The organism is Microbispora sp. NPDC004025 (genome assembly GCF_053604425.1).
The window spans coordinates 127,803-144,899 of sequence record NZ_JBSGHN010000013.1; the positions used below are offsets into that span (position 1 = coordinate 127,803).

A 17,097-nucleotide genomic window follows, 5' to 3' on the forward strand; every position below is an offset into this window, starting at 1 on the left:
CGCGGGCCATCCGATCCGCGGTCGTGGGGGGATTTGGAGACCGAGGGCGTACGAGGTCGCGGCGGCGACCGGTTGCCCACTGCCGTGGCCGACATCACCTCAGGTCCTTTCACACACGAAAGGTGACGGTGGCGGGGCGCACGGACGCAGTGCTTCCTGCCGGAACTTGCGGAGAACCGCAAAGTCTCGATTTAGAACTGCAAATTTTTTACATCAGGTTGCCCAGATGTTACATACGGCCCACGTCGCCGTCAACGGGGAAGGTAAGTCGGGCCGAAAGGCCCGTCCCCGATCCGTGTCCACCTGGGGATACTTCAATTGGGCGCCGGTGCCGGAAACGGGTCCGGCGCCCGCTCGCGGGTCCCCCAACTCGCGAAAGGAACCCGGCAGAGGAGCCCTCATGTTTCTGCCCCCCAAGCGCTCGCTCGCGGCGTTGGCCGTGCCGCTGGTGAGCGCGACCACCCTGCTGGCGGTCCCGGCCACCCCGGCCGCCGCCACGTCCGTCCGTCCGGCCGCCGCTCATGCGGCTCCCCGCGTGGCGACCCTGGTCGACGTACGCGCCTCGCATCACCCCGGACTGGACCGGGTCGTCTTCGAGTTCAGCGGGCCGCTCCCGGCGCGGCGGAGCGCCCACTACGTGTCCCGGCTGATCGCCGACGGCTCGGGCCGCACGGTCCCGGTGGCCGGTGACGCGATCCTCGGGCTCCGCTTCGGCGGTGCGGCCGGCCACGACGGGAACGGGCGCCCCACCTATGGGCCCGCTCGCGAGACCTTCGCGCTGCCCGGCGTGATCCAGGTCGTCAACGCGGGCGACTTCGAGGCGGAGCTCACGTTCGGCATCGGCCTGGCCCGGAAGTCGTCCTACCGCGTCTACACCCTCACCCGCCCGAGCCGGGTGGTCGTGGACGTCAAGACGCCCTACCGGACCGTGCCGGTGAGGACGTACTTCCTCGACTCCCGGGCGTACGCCGCGGGCCGGCGGCCGTACACGGTGGCGGTGTCGCGGCCGGTGACGCCGCCGTCCACCGCGCGCGGCGCGCTCCAGCGGCTGTTCGCCGGGCCGACGCAGGCCGAGTACGCCAAGGGTCTGCGTTTCGTCGCGTCGGGAGCCACGGGCGTCCGTTCGGTCGTCGTGCGGGACGGGGTCGCCCACGTGCGGCTCACCGGTTCCGTCACGAGCGGGGGGTCGGCGTTCACCGTCGCCGACGAGATCATGCCCACGCTCAAGCGGCTTCCCGGCATCCGCTGGGTGAAGATCTACGACGCCCGCGGCCGCACCGAGCGCCCGAAGGGCCGTTCCGACTCCATCCCGGACAGCCTCGAACCGTGACGGCATGAGGGCCGGGCTCGTCAGGGCGGGGGCGAACCCCCTCTCCGGGACCGGCCCTCGATCGGTGCACGCCGCCTGCCGCTCGCCCCCCGAGTCGCATTCGAAGCGGCACCCGCGAGTGGCCTTTCGGTCGTATCGACAGGGTGAGCGCCCTGCTACGCAGGTATTTCCGTCCCGTCATCGGTCCGTAACGATCCGTGGCGATCGTCATGGGCACGAGGTCACGCAGGTGCGGGAGGAAAGCGTATGGGGTCCATTTTCGATCGGATCGGCGGTTCGGACGCGGTCGCGGCCGTGGTCGACGTGTTCTACGCGCGGGTCGTCGCCGACCCGATGCTGCGCGGCTACTTCGCGGACGCGGACATGGCCAAGCTCAAGGCGCACCAGCGCAGCTTCGTCGCCGCGGCGCTCGGCGGCCCGCAGGAGTATCGGGGCAAGTCGATGGGCGAGGCGCACGCCGGGCTCGGCATCACCGCGGAGGAGTTCGGCCAGGTGGTCCTCCATCTGGCCGGGGCGCTCGAGACGTGCGGCGTCGACGCCGAGACGATCGGATCCATCGCCGGCGCCCTGGCTCCGTTGAAAGATCAGATCGTGGAGAGCGCCGTCGCCGCCTGAGGCTTGGGCGCTCCGTCCACGCGGTGAGACAGATCTTGACCCTTAACCGGTTCATGGCTGGACTGGTCGTGATGAGAATCGCGACCGAGGACATCACCACACTGGACGTGGACCCGGCGAGGGCCCGCGTGTACGCCGAGGGCTGGCAGTCCTGGAGCCTGACGGCCCCCCTCCCGCTGGCCGAGACGCCGTACCGGGTGACGCTGCCGAACTCGCTCGTCATCGACTGCCACTACTGCTCGGCCCCCGACGAGGGCGTGTTCCGGGGCGAGGGGCTGCTGGCGGTCGATCCCGGAGACGGCGGGCCGGTCCACGTGTTCGGGGCCGAGAGCGCCGCCGCCCGCGTCCCGGTGGTCGAGGCACGGCCGTACGGGCGGCGGGTCGTGATCGCCGCGGACGCCCCCGTGCGCCATACGACGGCCGACGACGGCCTGGAGGCGGCGCTGGCCCGCTGGGGCGACGCCTTCGCCGAGCAGGCCGGCGGTGTGCGGCCGCGCCCGTCGCCCACGGTCTGGTGCTCCTGGTACCAGTACTTCTCCGGCGTCACGCAGCGGGACGTCGAAGAGAACCTCGCGGCCATGGACGACCTGGCGCTCCCCGTGGACGTGGTGCAGATCGACGACGGCTACCAGGCGGCGCCGGGCGACTGGCTGGTCTCGTCGGGCCGTTTCGACGACCTGCCCGGTCTGCTGCGCCGCATCCGCGACCACGGACGGCGGGCCGGCATCTGGATCGCCCCCATGGTCGTGGCGCGCGAGAGCGGGTTGTTCTCGGCCCACCCCGAATGGCTGGTCACCGATCCGGAGAGCGGAGAACCCGTCGTCGCGGGAGACGTCCTCGGCGACTCCTGCGCCGCGCTCGACCTCACGCACCCCGGCGCGGCCGAATACCTGACGGACGTGCTGCGCACCATGCGCGGCTGGGGCGTCGACTACGTCAAAATCGACTTCGTGTACGCCGGGGCGCTGGAGGGCCGCCGCCATGAGGACGTGACGGGCGTGGAGGCCTACCGGCGCGGCCTGCGGCTCATCCGGGAGGCGATCGGGCCGGAGGCGTACCTGCTGGGCTGCGGCGCCCCGATCCTGCCCTCGGTCGGCATGGTCGACGCCATGCGGGTCGGCCCCGACATCGCCGCCTACTGGCAGAGCCCCACAGGTCATCCGACCGAGCCCAGCCAGGCCAACGCGACCAGGAACACCGTCGCCCGCGCCTGGCAGCACGGCAGGTTCTGGATCAACGACCCCGACTGCCTGATGCTCCGCCCGGAGGTCGAGCGCCGGGAGGACTGGGCCCGCACAGTGGAGCGCTACGGCGGCCTGCGCGCCTCCAGCGACCGCCTGTACGGCCTCGACGCGTGGGGCCTGGAGACCACCCGGCGCCTGCTCACGCCCGGGGACCCCGCCCCGCTCGTCTGATTGAGACGCCGCTCAGGGGACGAGTCTCAGCTCCGGGCGGTGGGCGGGCAGGCCGATCAGCTCCCGCACCCTCGGAATCGGCCAGGCGAGCTCCCGGGCGAGCGCGGGCACGGTGAGCCCGGTCTCGGCCGCCGCCATCTCGAACGCCCGGCTGAGCAGGACGGGCTGCTCGCCGGGGTAGCCCGACACCGGCTCGGTGGCGAAGCCCGGCTGGTCGCGCAGCGCGGCGAGCCGCTGGTAGGCGCGCCCGGCCGCGGAGTCGGACAGCAGTCCCACCTCGCGGCACCGGTACAGCAGCGAGTCGACCGACACGCCCCAGACGCGGCGCAGCTCCGCGAGCCGCCGCAGGTCGGCCCGGGCGGGCAGCCTCGGCAGGATGCTCTCGCGCGGGGTGAGGAACTCCGCGGCGAACGAGTCCGCCTCGCGCTCCTGCTGGCTGTCCCCGGCCGCGGCGTCCCCGTGCAACACCAGGTGTCCCAGCTCGTGGGCGGCGGTGAACCGGTGCCGGTAGACGTCGTCGAACCGGTTGGGTGTCAGCACGACGATGGGCCGCGGCAGGCTGGAGGTGGAGAACGCGTCCACCGTCACCGCGTCCTCGTCGGCCTCGGGGAAGACGACGACGATCCCACGGGACTCCATGTGCCGCACCAGATGGCTGATCGGCCCGGTGCCGAGCCCCCAGTGCGCGCGCAGCGCGCGGGCAGCGCCCGCCGGGTCGCGCGGCAGCGCGCTGCCCGAGTCGACCTCGCCACCGGCGAACCCCGGCAGGTCGGCGTGCGGGAGCCGCACCCGCTTCTCCAGCGCGTACGTCAGCTCCCAGACCTGCTCGACGAAGGCCGCCGCCTTGGCCCGTTGATAGGCGCGGGTGGAGCGAAGGCTGCGGAAGTGCGCCATCGAGCCGTCCAGCTTGCCGTGCGGGCGGCCGGGCAGGAAGAAGGCCGCCGGGACGGCGAGCACCTCGGCGAGGAGCGGGACCAGGTCGGGACGCGGCCGGGTGACCCCCGCCTCGTACTGGCCGACCGCCGCGGGCGACACCCCGATGCGCTCGGCGACCTCCTTCTTGGTGAGCGCGGCCAGCCGCCGCGCCTGCGTGAGCCGAGTGCCGTCGAAGGCGTCCGCCACGGCCTGCGGGCTCGGTCCGGGCGGGAAGCCTCCGTCCCCGGCCGGGCGGAGCCGCCTACCGTCCTTCATGAACCGCGGCGTCCGGTGCGTACGGCGCCTCGCCGGTCGTGGGCAGGGCCGTCGCGCGCTCGTGGCGTGGCCGGGGGTTCAGCGCCGGAGCCGGCATCGCGCCCCCGGCGAACGGGGCCTCCTGCCCGGCCGGGGTCACCAGGGGCAGCCCGGCGGGCAGGGCCCCGGCGAGCGGGATCTCCTCGCAGTGGTGCCAGTGCAGGCTGCCGGTGCGGTCCAGCAGCTCGGCCTCGCCCCACCACACGTCGAGGAGACCGGCCCGCGCGTTGCAGGCGTACGCGATGAGGACCAGGCGGGTGTCCTCGGGCAGCCGGGTGAGCGCACGGGCGGCCGGAGTCGCGGGCTCCGGCAGGGCGGCCTCGACGCCGCCGAGCGCGAGCTGCTCGGCCCACGGCTGCGGGCCGAACCGGGTGAACAACGCCTGGACCAGCCCGGACGGCCTGCCGTCGCCGATCCGGGCGTTGACCACGCTCACCGAGCGGTCCTTGGCGTAGCGGAAGGGGAACAGCAGGTTGCCGCCGAGCACGACGAGCTCGTGCTGCGAGCCGGGCGGCTTGACGGTCACGACGTCGGGCATGTCCGCGAACGTGCTGGCGAGCGCCTCGAACTTGCGCGACATGAGCGTGAAGCCGAACGGGTGGAGGAGCTCGGTCCGCGCCGTCTTCTGGGCGTCCTGGGCGTTCTCCAGCGCGAGCGCCAGCGCCTCGGTCACCCCCTGGCGGATCTGCTCGGCACGCGGACCGAACGTCTCCAGGGCCCAGGTCGACAGCATCGCCACCTCCGGTGTGCATGCTTCGAGTGCCGCCGGGACACCGGGGGCACTTTATTTTCCGACATCATAGACCCGCCGCCGCTTCACGGGTCACTCCTGCCGCAGCGATCCCGGCCGGTCGGGGCGACGCGATCTCCCGGCATCGTCCCGCCGCCGCGACGGAGCCGGCGGCCCGGATCGGGTGGCCCGCCGGCGCGCGAACCGGGCAGGTGAAGCTTTCATTTGGTGTACATCGGCAACTAATCGCAGCCGGGGCGCACGGACGGTGTGCGGACCGTGACACGCATGCGTCGCCGCACGTCAGCGTCCTGCGTCAACGCAGGCCGCAGGCGTCGCGACGACCAAACGGCTGACCGTTTCCGGGTGTCCGTCATTTCCTGTAAACGAATACAGAACATCGTTGACACATGATCGACAGGCGCATACCGTCCCTGGGAGCGCTCCCACCATCCGGGAGCGAAGTCGGGGAGGGGTGGATGCGCCTCAGGTTCGGCATTCTCGGTCCGGTTCAGGTGTGGCAGGGCGGAGAACCCGTCCACCTCGGTGCGGCCAAACAGCGTCTACTCCTCACCTGCCTGCTGCTCGAACCGAACAGACCCGTCTCCATCGAGCGGCTCTTCGCCGCGCTGTGGGAGGACCGGCCACCGAAGTCGGCGCTCGCCAACGTCCGCAGCTACGTCAACCTGCTGCGCAGGCGGCTGGACGACCACCGTCTGCGGGCCCGGCCGCCGGGCTACTCGCTCAGGGTCTGCGACGAAGAGCTCGACGTGCTGGAGTTCCGTGAGTCGCTGCGCCACGGACGGGAGGCGATGGCGAGGAGCGACCACACGGAAGGGCTGCGTCACTTCACCGCGGCGCTCGGGCTGTGGCGGGGCGGCGCGGCCGAGGACGTTCCCCGCACGGTGGGAGTCGCGGCCCAGCTCGACGCACTTGAGGAACAGCGATTCCTGGCGGTCGAGGAGGCGGCGCGGGCGAGACTGGCTCTCGGTCGACACGCCGAGGTCATCGGCGGGCTACGGGAGACCCTGGCGCTGCGTCCCACACGTGAGCGGCTCTGGGGCCACCTCATGGTCGCCCTCTACCGGACGGGAGACGTGGCGGGGGCGCTGACCGTCTACGGCGAGGCGCGGGAGGCGCTGAATCTGCACCTCGGCATCGAACCGGGGCCCGAGCTCACCGAGCTGCACCATCTCATGCTGAACCGCGACCCTCGGCTGGCCGGGCCCGCCATCGGGTGGCGGCCCAGGAAGACGGCCTGCCCCCGCCCCCGGCGCCCGAGCCGCCGCTGACCGCCGCGACCGGATCTCACGGTCCCGCCCATCCGCCCGGAAGGGATTCCACGCTCTGCTCCTGGTAACCCTGTGCCTGCAGGAGGAACAGCCGGTGGTAGAGGCCGCCGAGCCGCATGAGCTCCTCGTGCGTGCCGCGCTCGGTCACCCGCCCCTCGTCGAGCACGACGAGCAGGTCCGCCTCCCGGATCGCGCCGAGCCGGTGTGAGATCAGCAGGCTCGTGCGCCCGGCCCGGTGCGCCCGGAGCCTCGTGTGGATTTCGTGCTCCGCCTCGGCGTCCAGGCCCGAGTTCGGTTCGTCCAGGATGAGCAGGTCCTGCCGGTCGCGCAGCAGCGCACGGGCGAGCGCCAAACGCTGCCATTGGCCGCCGGACGGCACGATCCCGCTCTCGGCGTCCGCCCCCTCGCCGGGTGGGCCGAAGAACATGCGCGTGAGCATCGTCCGGTAGCCGCGCGGCAGCGCGGCGACGGTCTCGTGCACGCCGGCGCGGCGCGCGGCCGCCTCGATGCGGCCGTCGTCGAGGTCCATCCGGCCGTCGCTCAGGTCGCCGACCGCGATGTTCTCCGCCGCCGTCAGGTCGTACTCCATGTAGTCCTGGAACACCGCGCCCACACGCCGCCGCAGCTCGGCGGGGTCGAGGTCGCGCAGGTCCACGCCGTCCCACAGGATCGAGCCCCGCACCGGGTCGTAGAACCGGCACAGCAGCTTGACGATCGTGCTCTTGCCCGCGCCGTTGCGGCCCACCAGTCCGACCGCCGTGCCCGCGGGGATGGTGAAACGAACCCCGCGCAGCGTCCACGGATGGCCGGGGGAGTAGCGGAACCAGACATCGCGGAACTCGATGCCCTGCCGCAGGTTCCCCGGCGCGATCGCCCGCTCGCGTACGGGGAGGTCCGGCCCGGCCCGGACCACGGCCAGGTAGTGGCCGAACGTCAGCACCTGCTGGTGGGCCGTCGTCACCTCGCCGACCAGCGCCGCGACGGCGGCCTGGACGCCCACGATCGAGGCGGTGAGCAGCGCGACGTCGCCCGCGGTGATGCGTCCGCCGGCGGCGGCGAACAGCGCCCAGATCAGGCCGCCGCCGGCGATCGCCGCCGACAGCAGGCCCAGCCCGCCCTCCGCGGTGAGTTCGCGGCGGTCCTGCCCCCGCCGCTCGGCGTCGGCGGCGGCGCGTTCCGCGATCATCCGTTCGCGGAAGTATCGTCCCGCGCCGAACAGGCGCATCTCCTTGGCGGCCCGCACGCTGGTCAGCAGCTGACGGTAGAACAGCTCCCGCCGCTCGACCGGTCCGATTCGCCACAACATGGTGGCCCGCTGCCGCGACAGCCGCAGCTCGGCGAGGAACGCGGGCACCGCGGCGGCCAGGACGGCCACCGCCAGCACGGCGTTGATCACCAGCAGCGAGCCGAGGAAGCCCAGCACGGTGACCAGTCCTCGGGCGGTCGCGAGGGTGCCCCCGACCACCGCGTTCGGCGCCACGCCGCCCGACTGGTAGGCCAGGCTCAGGCGGTCGTGGAACACCGGGTCCTCGAAGCGGCCCAGGCCGGCGAACCGCTCCACGGCCGCGAACAGCCGGTCCTGGGCGAGCCGTCCGGTGCGACGGGCCAGCTCCTGACGCAGATACCCGGAGGTGTGCGGCAGCACGGTCGACGCCAGGCCGGTGGCGGCCAGCCCGGCCCCGACCGTCCAGAAGGCACTGCCGGGCGCCCGGCTGACGAGCAGGTCGAGAGCGGACTTGGTCAGCCAGGCCGTGGCGACCGGCAGAGCCGCCTCCACCAGCACCAGCAGCCCGTACGCGAGGGTGTGCCAGGGGCCCGCCCGCCAGGCCAGGGCGAGCGCCGCGGCCAGGGCGGCGGGGGTGGCCCTGGGCGGCACGGGCGGCTCGGGCGGCTCGGGGGAGCCCGCGGGGCCGTTCTGCGGGGGCGTGTCCGACATCGGCGCTGCTCCGTGGCTGGACGGGATGGGACTCGACGGGATCGGCAGGGACGCGGGCGTTCAGGCGGATGCGGTGGTGAGGACCTGCTCCAGGCGCAGGCCGCTGGACATCACCCTGCCGCCGGGACCGACGAGGCCGAACGAGGGGAGGGCCCGGACGTGCAGCGCGGAGCTGACCGGACCGCCCAGCTTCTCGACCACCACACGGGCGACCGGTTCGAGCGACTCGCGCTGCTCGCCCGGCTCGCCGTTCTCGTCCAGGATGACGGCGAGCACCTGCCCGGGACCGCCGGGGAAGCGCGCGGCCAGGGCGAGGAAGTCCGGCAGCGCCTCGTGGCAGGCCGTGCAGCCGGGGGAGAAGAAGCCGACCAGCGTGGGCTGCTCCAACCGGTCGCGTGAAACGACGCTGCCGTCGGTGGAGACGGCCTCGAACGGCTCCGCCACCTCCCCTTCGGGAAGGATGGCCCGCCGGTTCTGTTCCTGCGCGCTTCTGTCGGCGAGGGCCTCGCCGTGCTCGCGCAGCCGCCGGATCACGCCGACGATCAGGACGAGGTTCACCAGGCAGAGCACACCCACGAGGACGACGAGCGTGACGAGGTACGGCATCGGGCGGCCTTTCCGATCTCAGGCGACAGGGGTGAACAGGTCGATGAAGTCGTCGGCGAGGGACACGAGGAGGGCGCCCGCCGCGCCGGCCGCGACGGCCGTCAGGACGCCCGCGGTGTCGGCCGATCCGTCCGCCGCGAACGCCGATCCCAGAAGACCGAGCCCCGCGACGACCAGCAGGAGGAGGTTGCGCACCACGTGGCCGCCCCCCAGACGACGGCGGGAGCGGCCGAAGCAGGCGCACGGCGTCCGTTCGTCGCGCCGCAACGCGGCCAGGATCGCGAGCGTGAACGCGCTGAGAAGGACGGCGGCCAGGAGGAACCCGGCCGTGGCCGTCGCGGGCACGGCGACCAGCGCCGCGACGGCGATCTCCGTGGCGACCACCGCGACCGCGGCCCAGCGGGTGGGGAGGAACCGCGGGGCGAGTCTGCCGGTGGCCGCCACGAAGTCCCGGTAGGCGCCGGCGCCGCGCAGCTTGCCCCCGGCCGAGGCCAGGAACAGCAGCGCCAGCAGGCTGCGGCAGCCCACAGTGAGATAGTCCACCGTTGCTCCTTCGGTCAGCTCATCCGCCGCAGCACGACCCCGAGGATGAGGTCCGCCGGGAGGAATCCGAACTGGCGTGAGTCGTAGCTGGCCCCCGGGTTGTCCCCCAGGACGACCAGCCGGTCGGAGGCCACCCGTGGCTGCGCGACCACGGGGAGGACCGAGCCGGGCACCGGGTCTCCCGGAAGCGCCGCCACCCGCTTGACCATCCACCGCTCCTCGACCGGCAGGAGTTCTTCGCCGGCGTAGCGGCTGGGCCGGGCGAACACGACGACGTCTCCGACCTTGAGCCGGGACGGCCCGGACCGGCGGACGAGGAGTCGGTCGCTCGCGTGGAAGGCCGGCTCCATGCTGACGCCGGACACCACGACGACGGCGAGAGTGCGCCGCAGCCACAGCAGAACCAGGCCGGCGACGACGACGAGTACGGCCGTCCACGCGAGCATCGTCACTCCGTCCGGGCTAGCAGTTCAGGATCCAGTTGCCGCAGGACTCGCCGGTGCCGCAGGACGCGCCGTAGGTGCAGCACTTGCGGAAGAGACAGGCGGTGCCCTCATACCAGCAGGGGCACGCGGCCTGGGCCGAGTGCTTCGGCGCCAGCCGGGAAATCAGCCGGTCGGCCATTTTGGTGAACATGTCGAACCGCCTCTCAATGGAGAACCGTTCAGGGTCACCGAAACTGTAAAAAAGGGCCGAACAATATCGATACCGGCCGAATACGTTCTTCGTACATCGACTCCGCGTGTTCACCGGCGTACGGCGGACGCGCCTATCGTTAGATATGGGGACGATCCTGGTCGGCACCGCGTCGTGGACGGACAAGACGCTGCTGGAGTCGGGGTGGTATCCGCCCGAGGTCACGACGCCCGAGCAACGTCTGCGCCACTACGCGAGCGTGTTCCCGGTGGTGGAGGTCGACTCGACCTACTACGCGCCGCCCGCCGAGGCCACCGCACGGCTGTGGGCCGAGCGCACGCCCACGGACTTCACGTTCGACGTCAAGGCGTTCTCGCTGCTCACGCGGCACCCGACCCGGCCGGCCGCGCTGCCGAAGGACCTGCGGCCGAGCGGCGCGGGCAAGAACCTGTACGCCCGCGATCTCGACCCGAAGGTCGTGGACCAGGTCTGGGAGCGGTTCGTCGGCGCCCTGCTGCCGCTGCGGGAGGCGGGCAAGCTCGGGGCGGTGCTCTTCCAGTTCCCCCGGTGGTTCCCGATCGGCAGGGCGAACAAGCAGTACATCCTGGAGTGCAAGCGGCGCTGCGAGCCGTTGCGGATCTCGGTGGAGTTCCGCAACCACACGTGGATGAGCGAGGAGAACCAGGCGGAGACCCTCGACTTCCTCCGCTCGTACGCCATCCCGTACGTCTGCGTGGACATGCCGCAGGGCTACCCGGACTCGATCCCGCCGGTCGTCGCGGCCACGTCCGACCTGGAGGTCGTCCGGTTCCACGGCCACAGCGACAAGTGGACCAGCCACGACATCCACGAGCGCTTCGGCTATCGCTACTCGCTGGAGGAGCTGAAGCGGTGGGCGCCGAGGCTGCGCGAGCTCGGCGGCCGGGCGGCCACGACCCACGTGCTGATGAACAACTGCTACCGCGACCACGCGCAGATCAACGCCCGCCAGCTCGCCGCCGTCCTGGCGGGCCTGCCGGACTGCGACGTACGCCCGAGGTCCGGCGGCACGCCGGGAGCGTGAACGCGCCCCGCCGGGGACGTCAGGCCGTGGGCGCGAAGTGCGGCCGGCGGTCGATGCGGGCGCGGTCGGCGTCCGAGCCGAAGCGGTAGTCGATCTTCCGGGTCGCCTCCGCCCACTGCTCCATCGTGTGCACGGACCTCAACGTCTCGACCACGAAGGGGTCGCGCCAGCGCTCCAGCGCGCGTTCCCACAGCCGTTCCGGCGTGTCCGTCAGCAGGTTGCCGACCGTGCCCTCGTACGCCGGCATGGCCCGGACCGCTCCGTCGGGCTCGACCTGCAGCACGGGGAGGAACGGACGGTCCGGGTGCATCTGCAACGCGAGGTTGTCGGTCGCGCTCACCTGGACGGACGGCGGCGCCAGCGCGCGCAGGCGGCGCGTGAACTCGCGGCTGCCGAGCAGGGCGACCTGGGCGTCGGAGAGCAGCTCGTGCTCCACGACCCCCGTACGGCTGGCCAGCCCCTCCGGGATGACCGCGCCGAACGACACGTACTCCAGCTCGGGGAACCTCGGCGCGATGTCGGTGCAGAACTGGTCGATCTGGTCGAAGTTGCTGCGCACGACGACGCAGTCGATCCCGAAAGACAGCGGTGTGTCTCCGGTTAGACGTCGCTCCCGCGCGGCGGCGTCGAGCAGCGCGAGGGCGTCCATCGCCCGGTCGAACGAGCCGCGGCGGCCACGGACGCGGTCGTGCACCTCGGCCGTGGCGCCGTCGAGGCTCACGCTCACCCTGGCGGCGGTCCGCACGAGGTCCCCGACCATCGGCGGGCGCAGCGTCCAGCCTCCGGTGAAGAGGGAGACCCGCACACCCGCGGCCGTCATGCGGCCGGCGACGTCGAGCACGCCCGGCACCAGGAGGGGCTCGCCGCCGGCCAGGCAGACGCCGTAGGGCCGCATCGCGATGATGGCGTCCGCCGCCCGCAGCATCTCGGCCCGCTCCAGCTGCCGGGAGGGACGGCGGCCGGACTCGGAGTAGCAGTGGAAGCACCGCAGCGGGCAGGCATACGTGATGTCCCAGATGATCTCAAGCGGACGGTCGGGCGTTTCCATGGATGCTCCAAAGAGGGATGTTCACGCGGTCACGGGGGAAGCGGCGAGGAACTGGGTGGCGGCCAGCTCGGCGTAGAGGGGGTCGGCGCCGACCAGCTCCTCGTGCGTGCCGACGGCCCGCACCACGCCCGCGTCCATCACGACGATCCGGTCGGCCAGCGTGACCGTGGACAGCCGGTGCGCCACGACCAGGACCGTCGTCGTACGCGCGATCTCGGCGATCGTGTCGCGCAGCGCCGCCTCGTTGACGGCGTCGAGCTGGGAGGTGGCCTCGTCCAGCAGCAGAAGGCGGGGGCGGCGCAGGAGCGCGCGGGCGATGGCCACGCGCTGGCGCTCACCACCGGACAGGCGGGTGCCGCGATGGCCGACCAGGGTGTCCAGGCCCGCGGGCAGCCGCGCCACCAGAGCGTCGAGGCGGGCGACGCGCAGGACGCGCTCGATCTCCTCGCCGGTGGCCTCGGGCGCGCCGAGCAGGAGGTTGTCCCGCAGGGAGCCCGACAGGACGGGAGCGTCCTGCTCGACGTAGCCGATGGCCGCCCGCAGGCGCGGGATGTCCCAGGTGGCGATGTCGTCGCCGTCGATGAGGATGCTCCCCGAGGCCGGCTCGTAGAACCGCTCGATGAGGGAGAACACCGTGGTCTTGCCCGCGCCGGAGGGCCCGACGAAGGCGGTCATGCCCCGGGCGGGCACGCGGAAGCTGATCCCGTGATGGACCGGCGGCAGGTCCGGCGAGTAGCGGAAGTGCACGTCGCGGAACTCCAGCTCCGCCGGGGCCGCGCCGGACGCGGGGAGCGTCGCGGCCGGCGCGGCCGGTTCCGCGGGCAGCCGCTCCGCCTCGGTGATGCGGGCGACCGCGGCGGCGCCGACCTGGTACTGCCCGGCCGCGCCGATGAGCTGCTGGAGCGGCGGCACCAGGAAGAAGACGTACATCAGGAACGCGATCAGCGTGCCCACGTCGATCGCACCGGCGGCCACGCGGCTTCCTCCCACGGACAGGACGACGAAGAAGGCCACCTGGAGGGCCAGTTCGGCGGTGTGCCCGGCGATCGCCAGCCACTTGCCGGCGCGTACCGAGGCCCGCCACGACTCCTCCGCGGAGCGGTGGACGGCGGTCTCCTCCCGGTGCTCGGCGCCGGACGCCTTGATCGTGCGCAGTGCCCCGAGCGCGCGTTCGAGGGCGGCGCCCATCGCCCCGACGGACTTCTGCGCGTCCTTGCTCATCCTGCCGACGCGCGGCATGACCACCCGGATGAGCGCCCCGGCGAGCACCAGCACGCCGAGCGTGACCACGAGGAGCACGGGGTCGAGCAGGCCCATCAGCGTGGCGGTCGCGAGGACCGTGAGGCTCCCGGTGACGATGCCGATCACCGAATCGGTGGTGACCTGGCGCAGCAGGATCGTGTCGGAGGTGACCCGGGACATCAGGTCGCCGGGTTCGGCGCGGTCGAGGGCCGGCACCCGCAGCCGCAGCAGATGCGAGACCAGGCGCCGGCGGGCGGTGAGCACGATCGACTCGCCGGTACGGCGCAGCACCCACTCGCCCAGCGGGCCGACGCCCGCGGTCACGACGACGAGCAGGCCCATCAGCAGCAGCACGCCGGTCAGCGGCCGGTCGGCGCCGAGATCGTCGATCAACCGCCTCGCGACGAGCGGGAGCGTCAGCCCGACCGCTCCGGTCGTGAGGTTCAGCAACCCGCCGAGGGCGAGCCAGCGCCAGGACGGGCGCATGTAGCGCAGCAGCACCCGCCACGTGGGCGGCGTCGCCGTCGGCGCGCCGGACTGGTCGCGCTGCGTGTCCACGGGTTCCTCGCAAAGACTGTGGGGAGAGGAAAGAGGGGATAATCCGGCCCCGGCCGGGCCGCGCCGGGCGCGACCGGCCAGGGCCGGGTGTCTCACCGTCCGCGAGCGTTCACCGGGTGGTCACCGGCGGCGACCACCCGGGTGCCCGCTCGACCGGCCTCGGTCAGACGCAGATGTAGCAGGCGGTGCCGTTGTACGAGGTCACGATGCTGGAGCACGGGTGCGCCTTGGCCTCGTTCGGGTTGAGGGTCTGGAGCTGCAGAACCTGAGCCATTTCCTATTTCCTTTCTGTCGTCTCGAACGCGGGGGTCCGCAGATCGAGAACCGGCATTACCGACGCGCTCTGGTCGAACGCGACGCTGAGGGCGGCCAGCACACCGGCGGAACCCGTTTCGAGGTCCATGGAGAGCCGCATGAGCTGATTGCCGGGGAAGGCCAGGTGGCCTTCGTAGGACAGGGCGTGCCAGGAGAGCCGGCGTACGTGCTCGTCGACGAGCGGCCGGTCCTCCGGCAGACCCATGAGGCGGAGGGTCGCGATGGTGCCCGCCCGGCCCTCCATCAGGGCCGGGTGGCGGGTGAACGGCGCGCGCAGGGCACGGCGGACGCCGCCGATCACGTCGGCGAAGCCCGGCTCCTCACGCCGGCCTAGATACTGGGATAGCACCAGGGCCAGCCCGCCGCTGCCGGTGCCGAGGTAGAGCAGGTATCGGTTGCTGTCCAGGAGGCAGAACCCGCCGTCCGGCAGCGTCTGGCCGCGGCCGATCTCGCGCCGCAGCGCCGTACGGGCCAGGTCGAGATACTCCGGCTCCCCGGTGACGTCGTGCAGCCGCAGGAAGTAGGACGCGACTCCGGTCAGGCCGTGCTGCAGGCCGACCCTGCCGTCCGGGCGGAACACGCGCGACGCGTCGTCGCCGAGCTCGCGGGCGAGCCGGTCGGCGATGCGCACGGCCTCCGCGCGCAGGTCCTCGTCGCCGGTGATCGCGAAGAAGTGCAGAAGATTGAGGCCGGCTCCGGCCAGGCCGCCGTGGAGGCCGGGGACCTCCAGGCCGTCGTGCAGTTTGCGGGCCCGGTCGAGCACGTCGAGCGCGTCGTCGCGGCGGCCGAGCGACTCGAGCGTCGCGGCCACGCCGTGCAGGCCGTTCAGCAGGCCGGGACGCGGATCGGGCGCCCGGCGCACGGCCGTGACGAGCCAGTCCACGTGCTCCTCCGGCACCGGGACGCCGGCCTGCCGCAGGGCCCACAGCACACCGGCGGCGCCGTTGGCCACGGTGAACCCGCCGGTCGCGAACTGCTGCGGATCGCCGGGGAAGAGCCGGTCCTTCCGGTCGGGGGTCGCACCGGCCGTGATCCCCGCCGCGATCGCGTCGCGGATGGCCGGCCAGTCCGGTTCGGTGAACATCCGCGCCGCGACGTCCTCGCCGAGGGGGCCCTTCACCGCCTCGAAGTTGCGGACCATGCGCGCCCCGAACCCCGGCGGGAGGGAAAAGTGCTCGGTGATGACGCCGGTGAGGCTGCCCAGCTTGACCGGGTCCCGGTCCTGCAGCGGGCTGATCGGCAGGAACATCCACTGCCGCAGGCAGTTCAGCACGTAGTTGTCGGCCGCCCGGCCACTGAGGTTCTTGGGCGCGGCGAACCCGGCCGCGGCGAGGCCGGGGGGCCGCGTGTCCGCGAGGTCGGAGGCGATCTCGAAGTCGATGAGCGCGACGCGGCCGTCGGGCCGGACGATGATGTTCTCGGGGTGCAGGTCGGCGATCCGCACGCCTCTGGCGTGGATCGACATCAGGGCGTGGTCGACCTTGGCCAGGATGTCGATCGCCCAGCGGGTGTAGGCGGCCAGCGTCTCGGGGGCCGGGTCGGGGGTGGCGAGCGGATAGCGCTCGAACACCTCGTCCAGCAGGGTCTTGCCCTCGATGTACTCCTCGACCAGGAAGTGGTGCTCCCAGATCACCATGTGGCCGAGCAGCCGGGGCACGCAGTCGAGGCCGCTCAGCCGCTCCAGGATGTCGCGCTCGTGCGCCAGCCTGGTGACCGCGTCCACGCCCCCGGCGTCCAGGCCCGCGTGGGGCCGGGCCTCCAGCAGCACCACGTACCCGCCGGACGCCTCGTCACGGGCGAGGTACACGCCGCCGCCGTTGGAGAAGTGCAGCGCCCGCTCGATCTGGTACGGGAACTCCTGTCCGTCGCCCGCCGTGTGCTTCTCGTACGACCCGCGCAGCACCTCGGGGAGGGTGACCCACTCCGGCACGGTGAACGCGGGAGTGCGCTGGTCGGGCACCAGCCGGCCGTCCGGCGTGCGGATCGCGTATCCGAGGCTGCCGTCCGACTTGGTGTACGTCATCGGCTGGAACGCGCCGTATCTGACGTAGACCGGCGAGTCCTCGTAGCGCAGGTCGCTGAGGATGTACGGCCCGGTGTATCCCCTGAGGAGCTCGGCCAGCGCGGGCAGCACCTCGGCGAACTGCTCCTCGTCCACCGGATACAGGGTGACCAGTTTGCCGCTGCTGCCCCGGTCGGCGTACTTGTTGTTCATCAGCCGCACCGCCATCCTGCTGCGCAGGAACTTGACGGCGATGCCGCGGTCCAGGCAGAAGCCGGCCACGAGGTCGCAGACGGCGGCGGCGTCGGCGTCGGTCGCCGAGACGTGGATCTTCCACCCCTGCTCCGGGAGCGCGAGGTCCGGCGGGAGCAGCACGACCCACAGCTCGCTCTCGCCCCGGCGCCATCCGTCGGGCAGCGGCCGGGAGCCCGCCGGGAAGCGGTTGTCGTCGTCGGGGATGCGCCAGACCGGCTCGAAGAACAGCGGGTCGGCCTGACAGTAGGCGACTAACTGCGGAATCGTCTCTTTCATCGGAT

At 72.5% G+C, this 17,097-nt stretch carries 15 protein-coding genes; 5 read left to right on the forward strand and 10 right to left on the reverse strand.

What is annotated here, in order from left to right:
* Positions 1-400 precede the first annotated feature (400 nt).
* From ACWEQG_RS28510 to ACWEQG_RS28520, 3 genes are all read left to right on the forward strand, one after another.
* The gene (locus tag ACWEQG_RS28510; RefSeq protein ID WP_452289355.1) at positions 401-1,330 is read left to right on the forward strand and encodes an AMIN-like domain-containing (lipo)protein; all 930 of its coding nucleotides are present in this window, start codon (positions 401-403) and stop codon (positions 1,328-1,330) included.
* A 246-nt stretch (positions 1,331-1,576) separates the two neighbouring features.
* Positions 1,577-1,945 (forward strand): group I truncated hemoglobin, encoded by a 369-nt coding sequence (locus ACWEQG_RS28515; RefSeq protein WP_363462847.1) that lies wholly within the window; start codon positions 1,577-1,579, stop codon positions 1,943-1,945.
* Positions 1,946-2,016: 71 nt separating this feature from the next.
* The gene (locus ACWEQG_RS28520) at positions 2,017-3,360 is read left to right on the forward strand and encodes a glycoside hydrolase family 36 protein (RefSeq protein ID WP_452289357.1); all 1,344 of its coding nucleotides are present in this window, start codon (positions 2,017-2,019) and stop codon (positions 3,358-3,360) included.
* A gap of 12 nt (positions 3,361-3,372) precedes the next feature.
* On the opposite strand, the gene ACWEQG_RS28525 is transcribed toward ACWEQG_RS28520, so the two are convergent.
* Positions 3,373-4,551 (reverse strand): helix-turn-helix domain-containing protein, encoded by a 1,179-nt coding sequence (locus ACWEQG_RS28525; protein ID WP_452289359.1) that lies wholly within the window; start codon positions 4,549-4,551, stop codon positions 3,373-3,375.
* Positions 4,538-5,323: a hypothetical protein gene (locus ACWEQG_RS28530; protein WP_452289361.1), complete on the reverse strand. Its 786-nt coding sequence runs from the start codon at positions 5,321-5,323 to the stop codon at positions 4,538-4,540. The genes ACWEQG_RS28525 and ACWEQG_RS28530 overlap by 14 nt, the downstream gene beginning before the upstream one ends.
* Positions 5,324-5,799: 476 nt before the next feature.
* Between ACWEQG_RS28530 and ACWEQG_RS28535 the strand changes: the two genes are divergently transcribed.
* Entirely contained in the window at positions 5,800-6,612 is an 813-nt protein-coding gene (locus ACWEQG_RS28535; protein ID WP_363462851.1) for an AfsR/SARP family transcriptional regulator, read from the forward strand.
* A gap of 16 nt (positions 6,613-6,628) precedes the next feature.
* On the opposite strand, the gene ACWEQG_RS28540 is transcribed toward ACWEQG_RS28535, so the two are convergent.
* From ACWEQG_RS28540 to ACWEQG_RS28560, 5 genes are read right to left on the reverse strand one after another with little or no spacing between them, the layout of a single operon-like run.
* A complete protein-coding gene (locus ACWEQG_RS28540) occupies positions 6,629-8,548 on the reverse strand; it encodes an ABC transporter ATP-binding protein (RefSeq protein WP_452289363.1) in 1,920 nt (639 codons plus the stop codon).
* Between the two features lie 60 nt (positions 8,549-8,608).
* A complete protein-coding gene (locus ACWEQG_RS28545; protein ID WP_452289365.1) occupies positions 8,609-9,154 on the reverse strand; it encodes a TlpA family protein disulfide reductase in 546 nt (181 codons plus the stop codon).
* An 18-nt stretch (positions 9,155-9,172) separates the two neighbouring features.
* Positions 9,173-9,697: a MauE/DoxX family redox-associated membrane protein gene (locus tag ACWEQG_RS28550; RefSeq protein ID WP_452289367.1), complete on the reverse strand. Its 525-nt coding sequence runs from the start codon at positions 9,695-9,697 to the stop codon at positions 9,173-9,175.
* Positions 9,698-9,711: 14 nt separating this feature from the next.
* Positions 9,712-10,143 (reverse strand): signal peptidase I, encoded by a 432-nt coding sequence (gene lepB / locus ACWEQG_RS28555; protein WP_452289369.1) that lies wholly within the window; start codon positions 10,141-10,143, stop codon positions 9,712-9,714.
* Positions 10,144-10,159: 16 nt separating this feature from the next.
* Positions 10,160-10,333, reverse strand: coding sequence for a hypothetical protein (locus ACWEQG_RS28560; protein WP_346225289.1), 174 nt, complete (start codon positions 10,331-10,333; stop codon positions 10,160-10,162).
* A 145-nt stretch (positions 10,334-10,478) separates the two neighbouring features.
* On the opposite strand from ACWEQG_RS28560, the gene ACWEQG_RS28565 reads away from it, so the two are divergent.
* Positions 10,479-11,396, forward strand: a complete 918-nt coding sequence (locus tag ACWEQG_RS28565; RefSeq protein WP_452289371.1) for a DUF72 domain-containing protein — start codon at positions 10,479-10,481, stop codon at positions 11,394-11,396.
* 19 nt (positions 11,397-11,415) lie between these two features.
* Here ACWEQG_RS28565 and ACWEQG_RS28570 read toward each other — a convergent pair whose 3' ends face one another.
* The 3 genes from ACWEQG_RS28570 to lanKC all read right to left on the reverse strand — a co-directional run bounded on the left by ACWEQG_RS28570 (position 11,416) and on the right by lanKC (position 17,092).
* Positions 11,416-12,444, reverse strand: coding sequence for a radical SAM protein (locus tag ACWEQG_RS28570; RefSeq protein WP_452289373.1), 1,029 nt, complete (start codon positions 12,442-12,444; stop codon positions 11,416-11,418).
* Between the two features lie 21 nt (positions 12,445-12,465).
* A complete protein-coding gene (locus ACWEQG_RS28575; RefSeq protein WP_452289375.1) occupies positions 12,466-14,244 on the reverse strand; it encodes an ABC transporter ATP-binding protein in 1,779 nt (592 codons plus the stop codon).
* Positions 14,245-14,521: 277 nt separating this feature from the next.
* Complete coding sequence (gene lanKC / locus ACWEQG_RS28580) at positions 14,522-17,092, reverse strand: class III lanthionine synthetase LanKC (RefSeq protein ID WP_452289377.1); 2,571 nt, start codon at positions 17,090-17,092, stop codon at positions 14,522-14,524.
* Positions 17,093-17,097 lie beyond the last annotated feature (5 nt).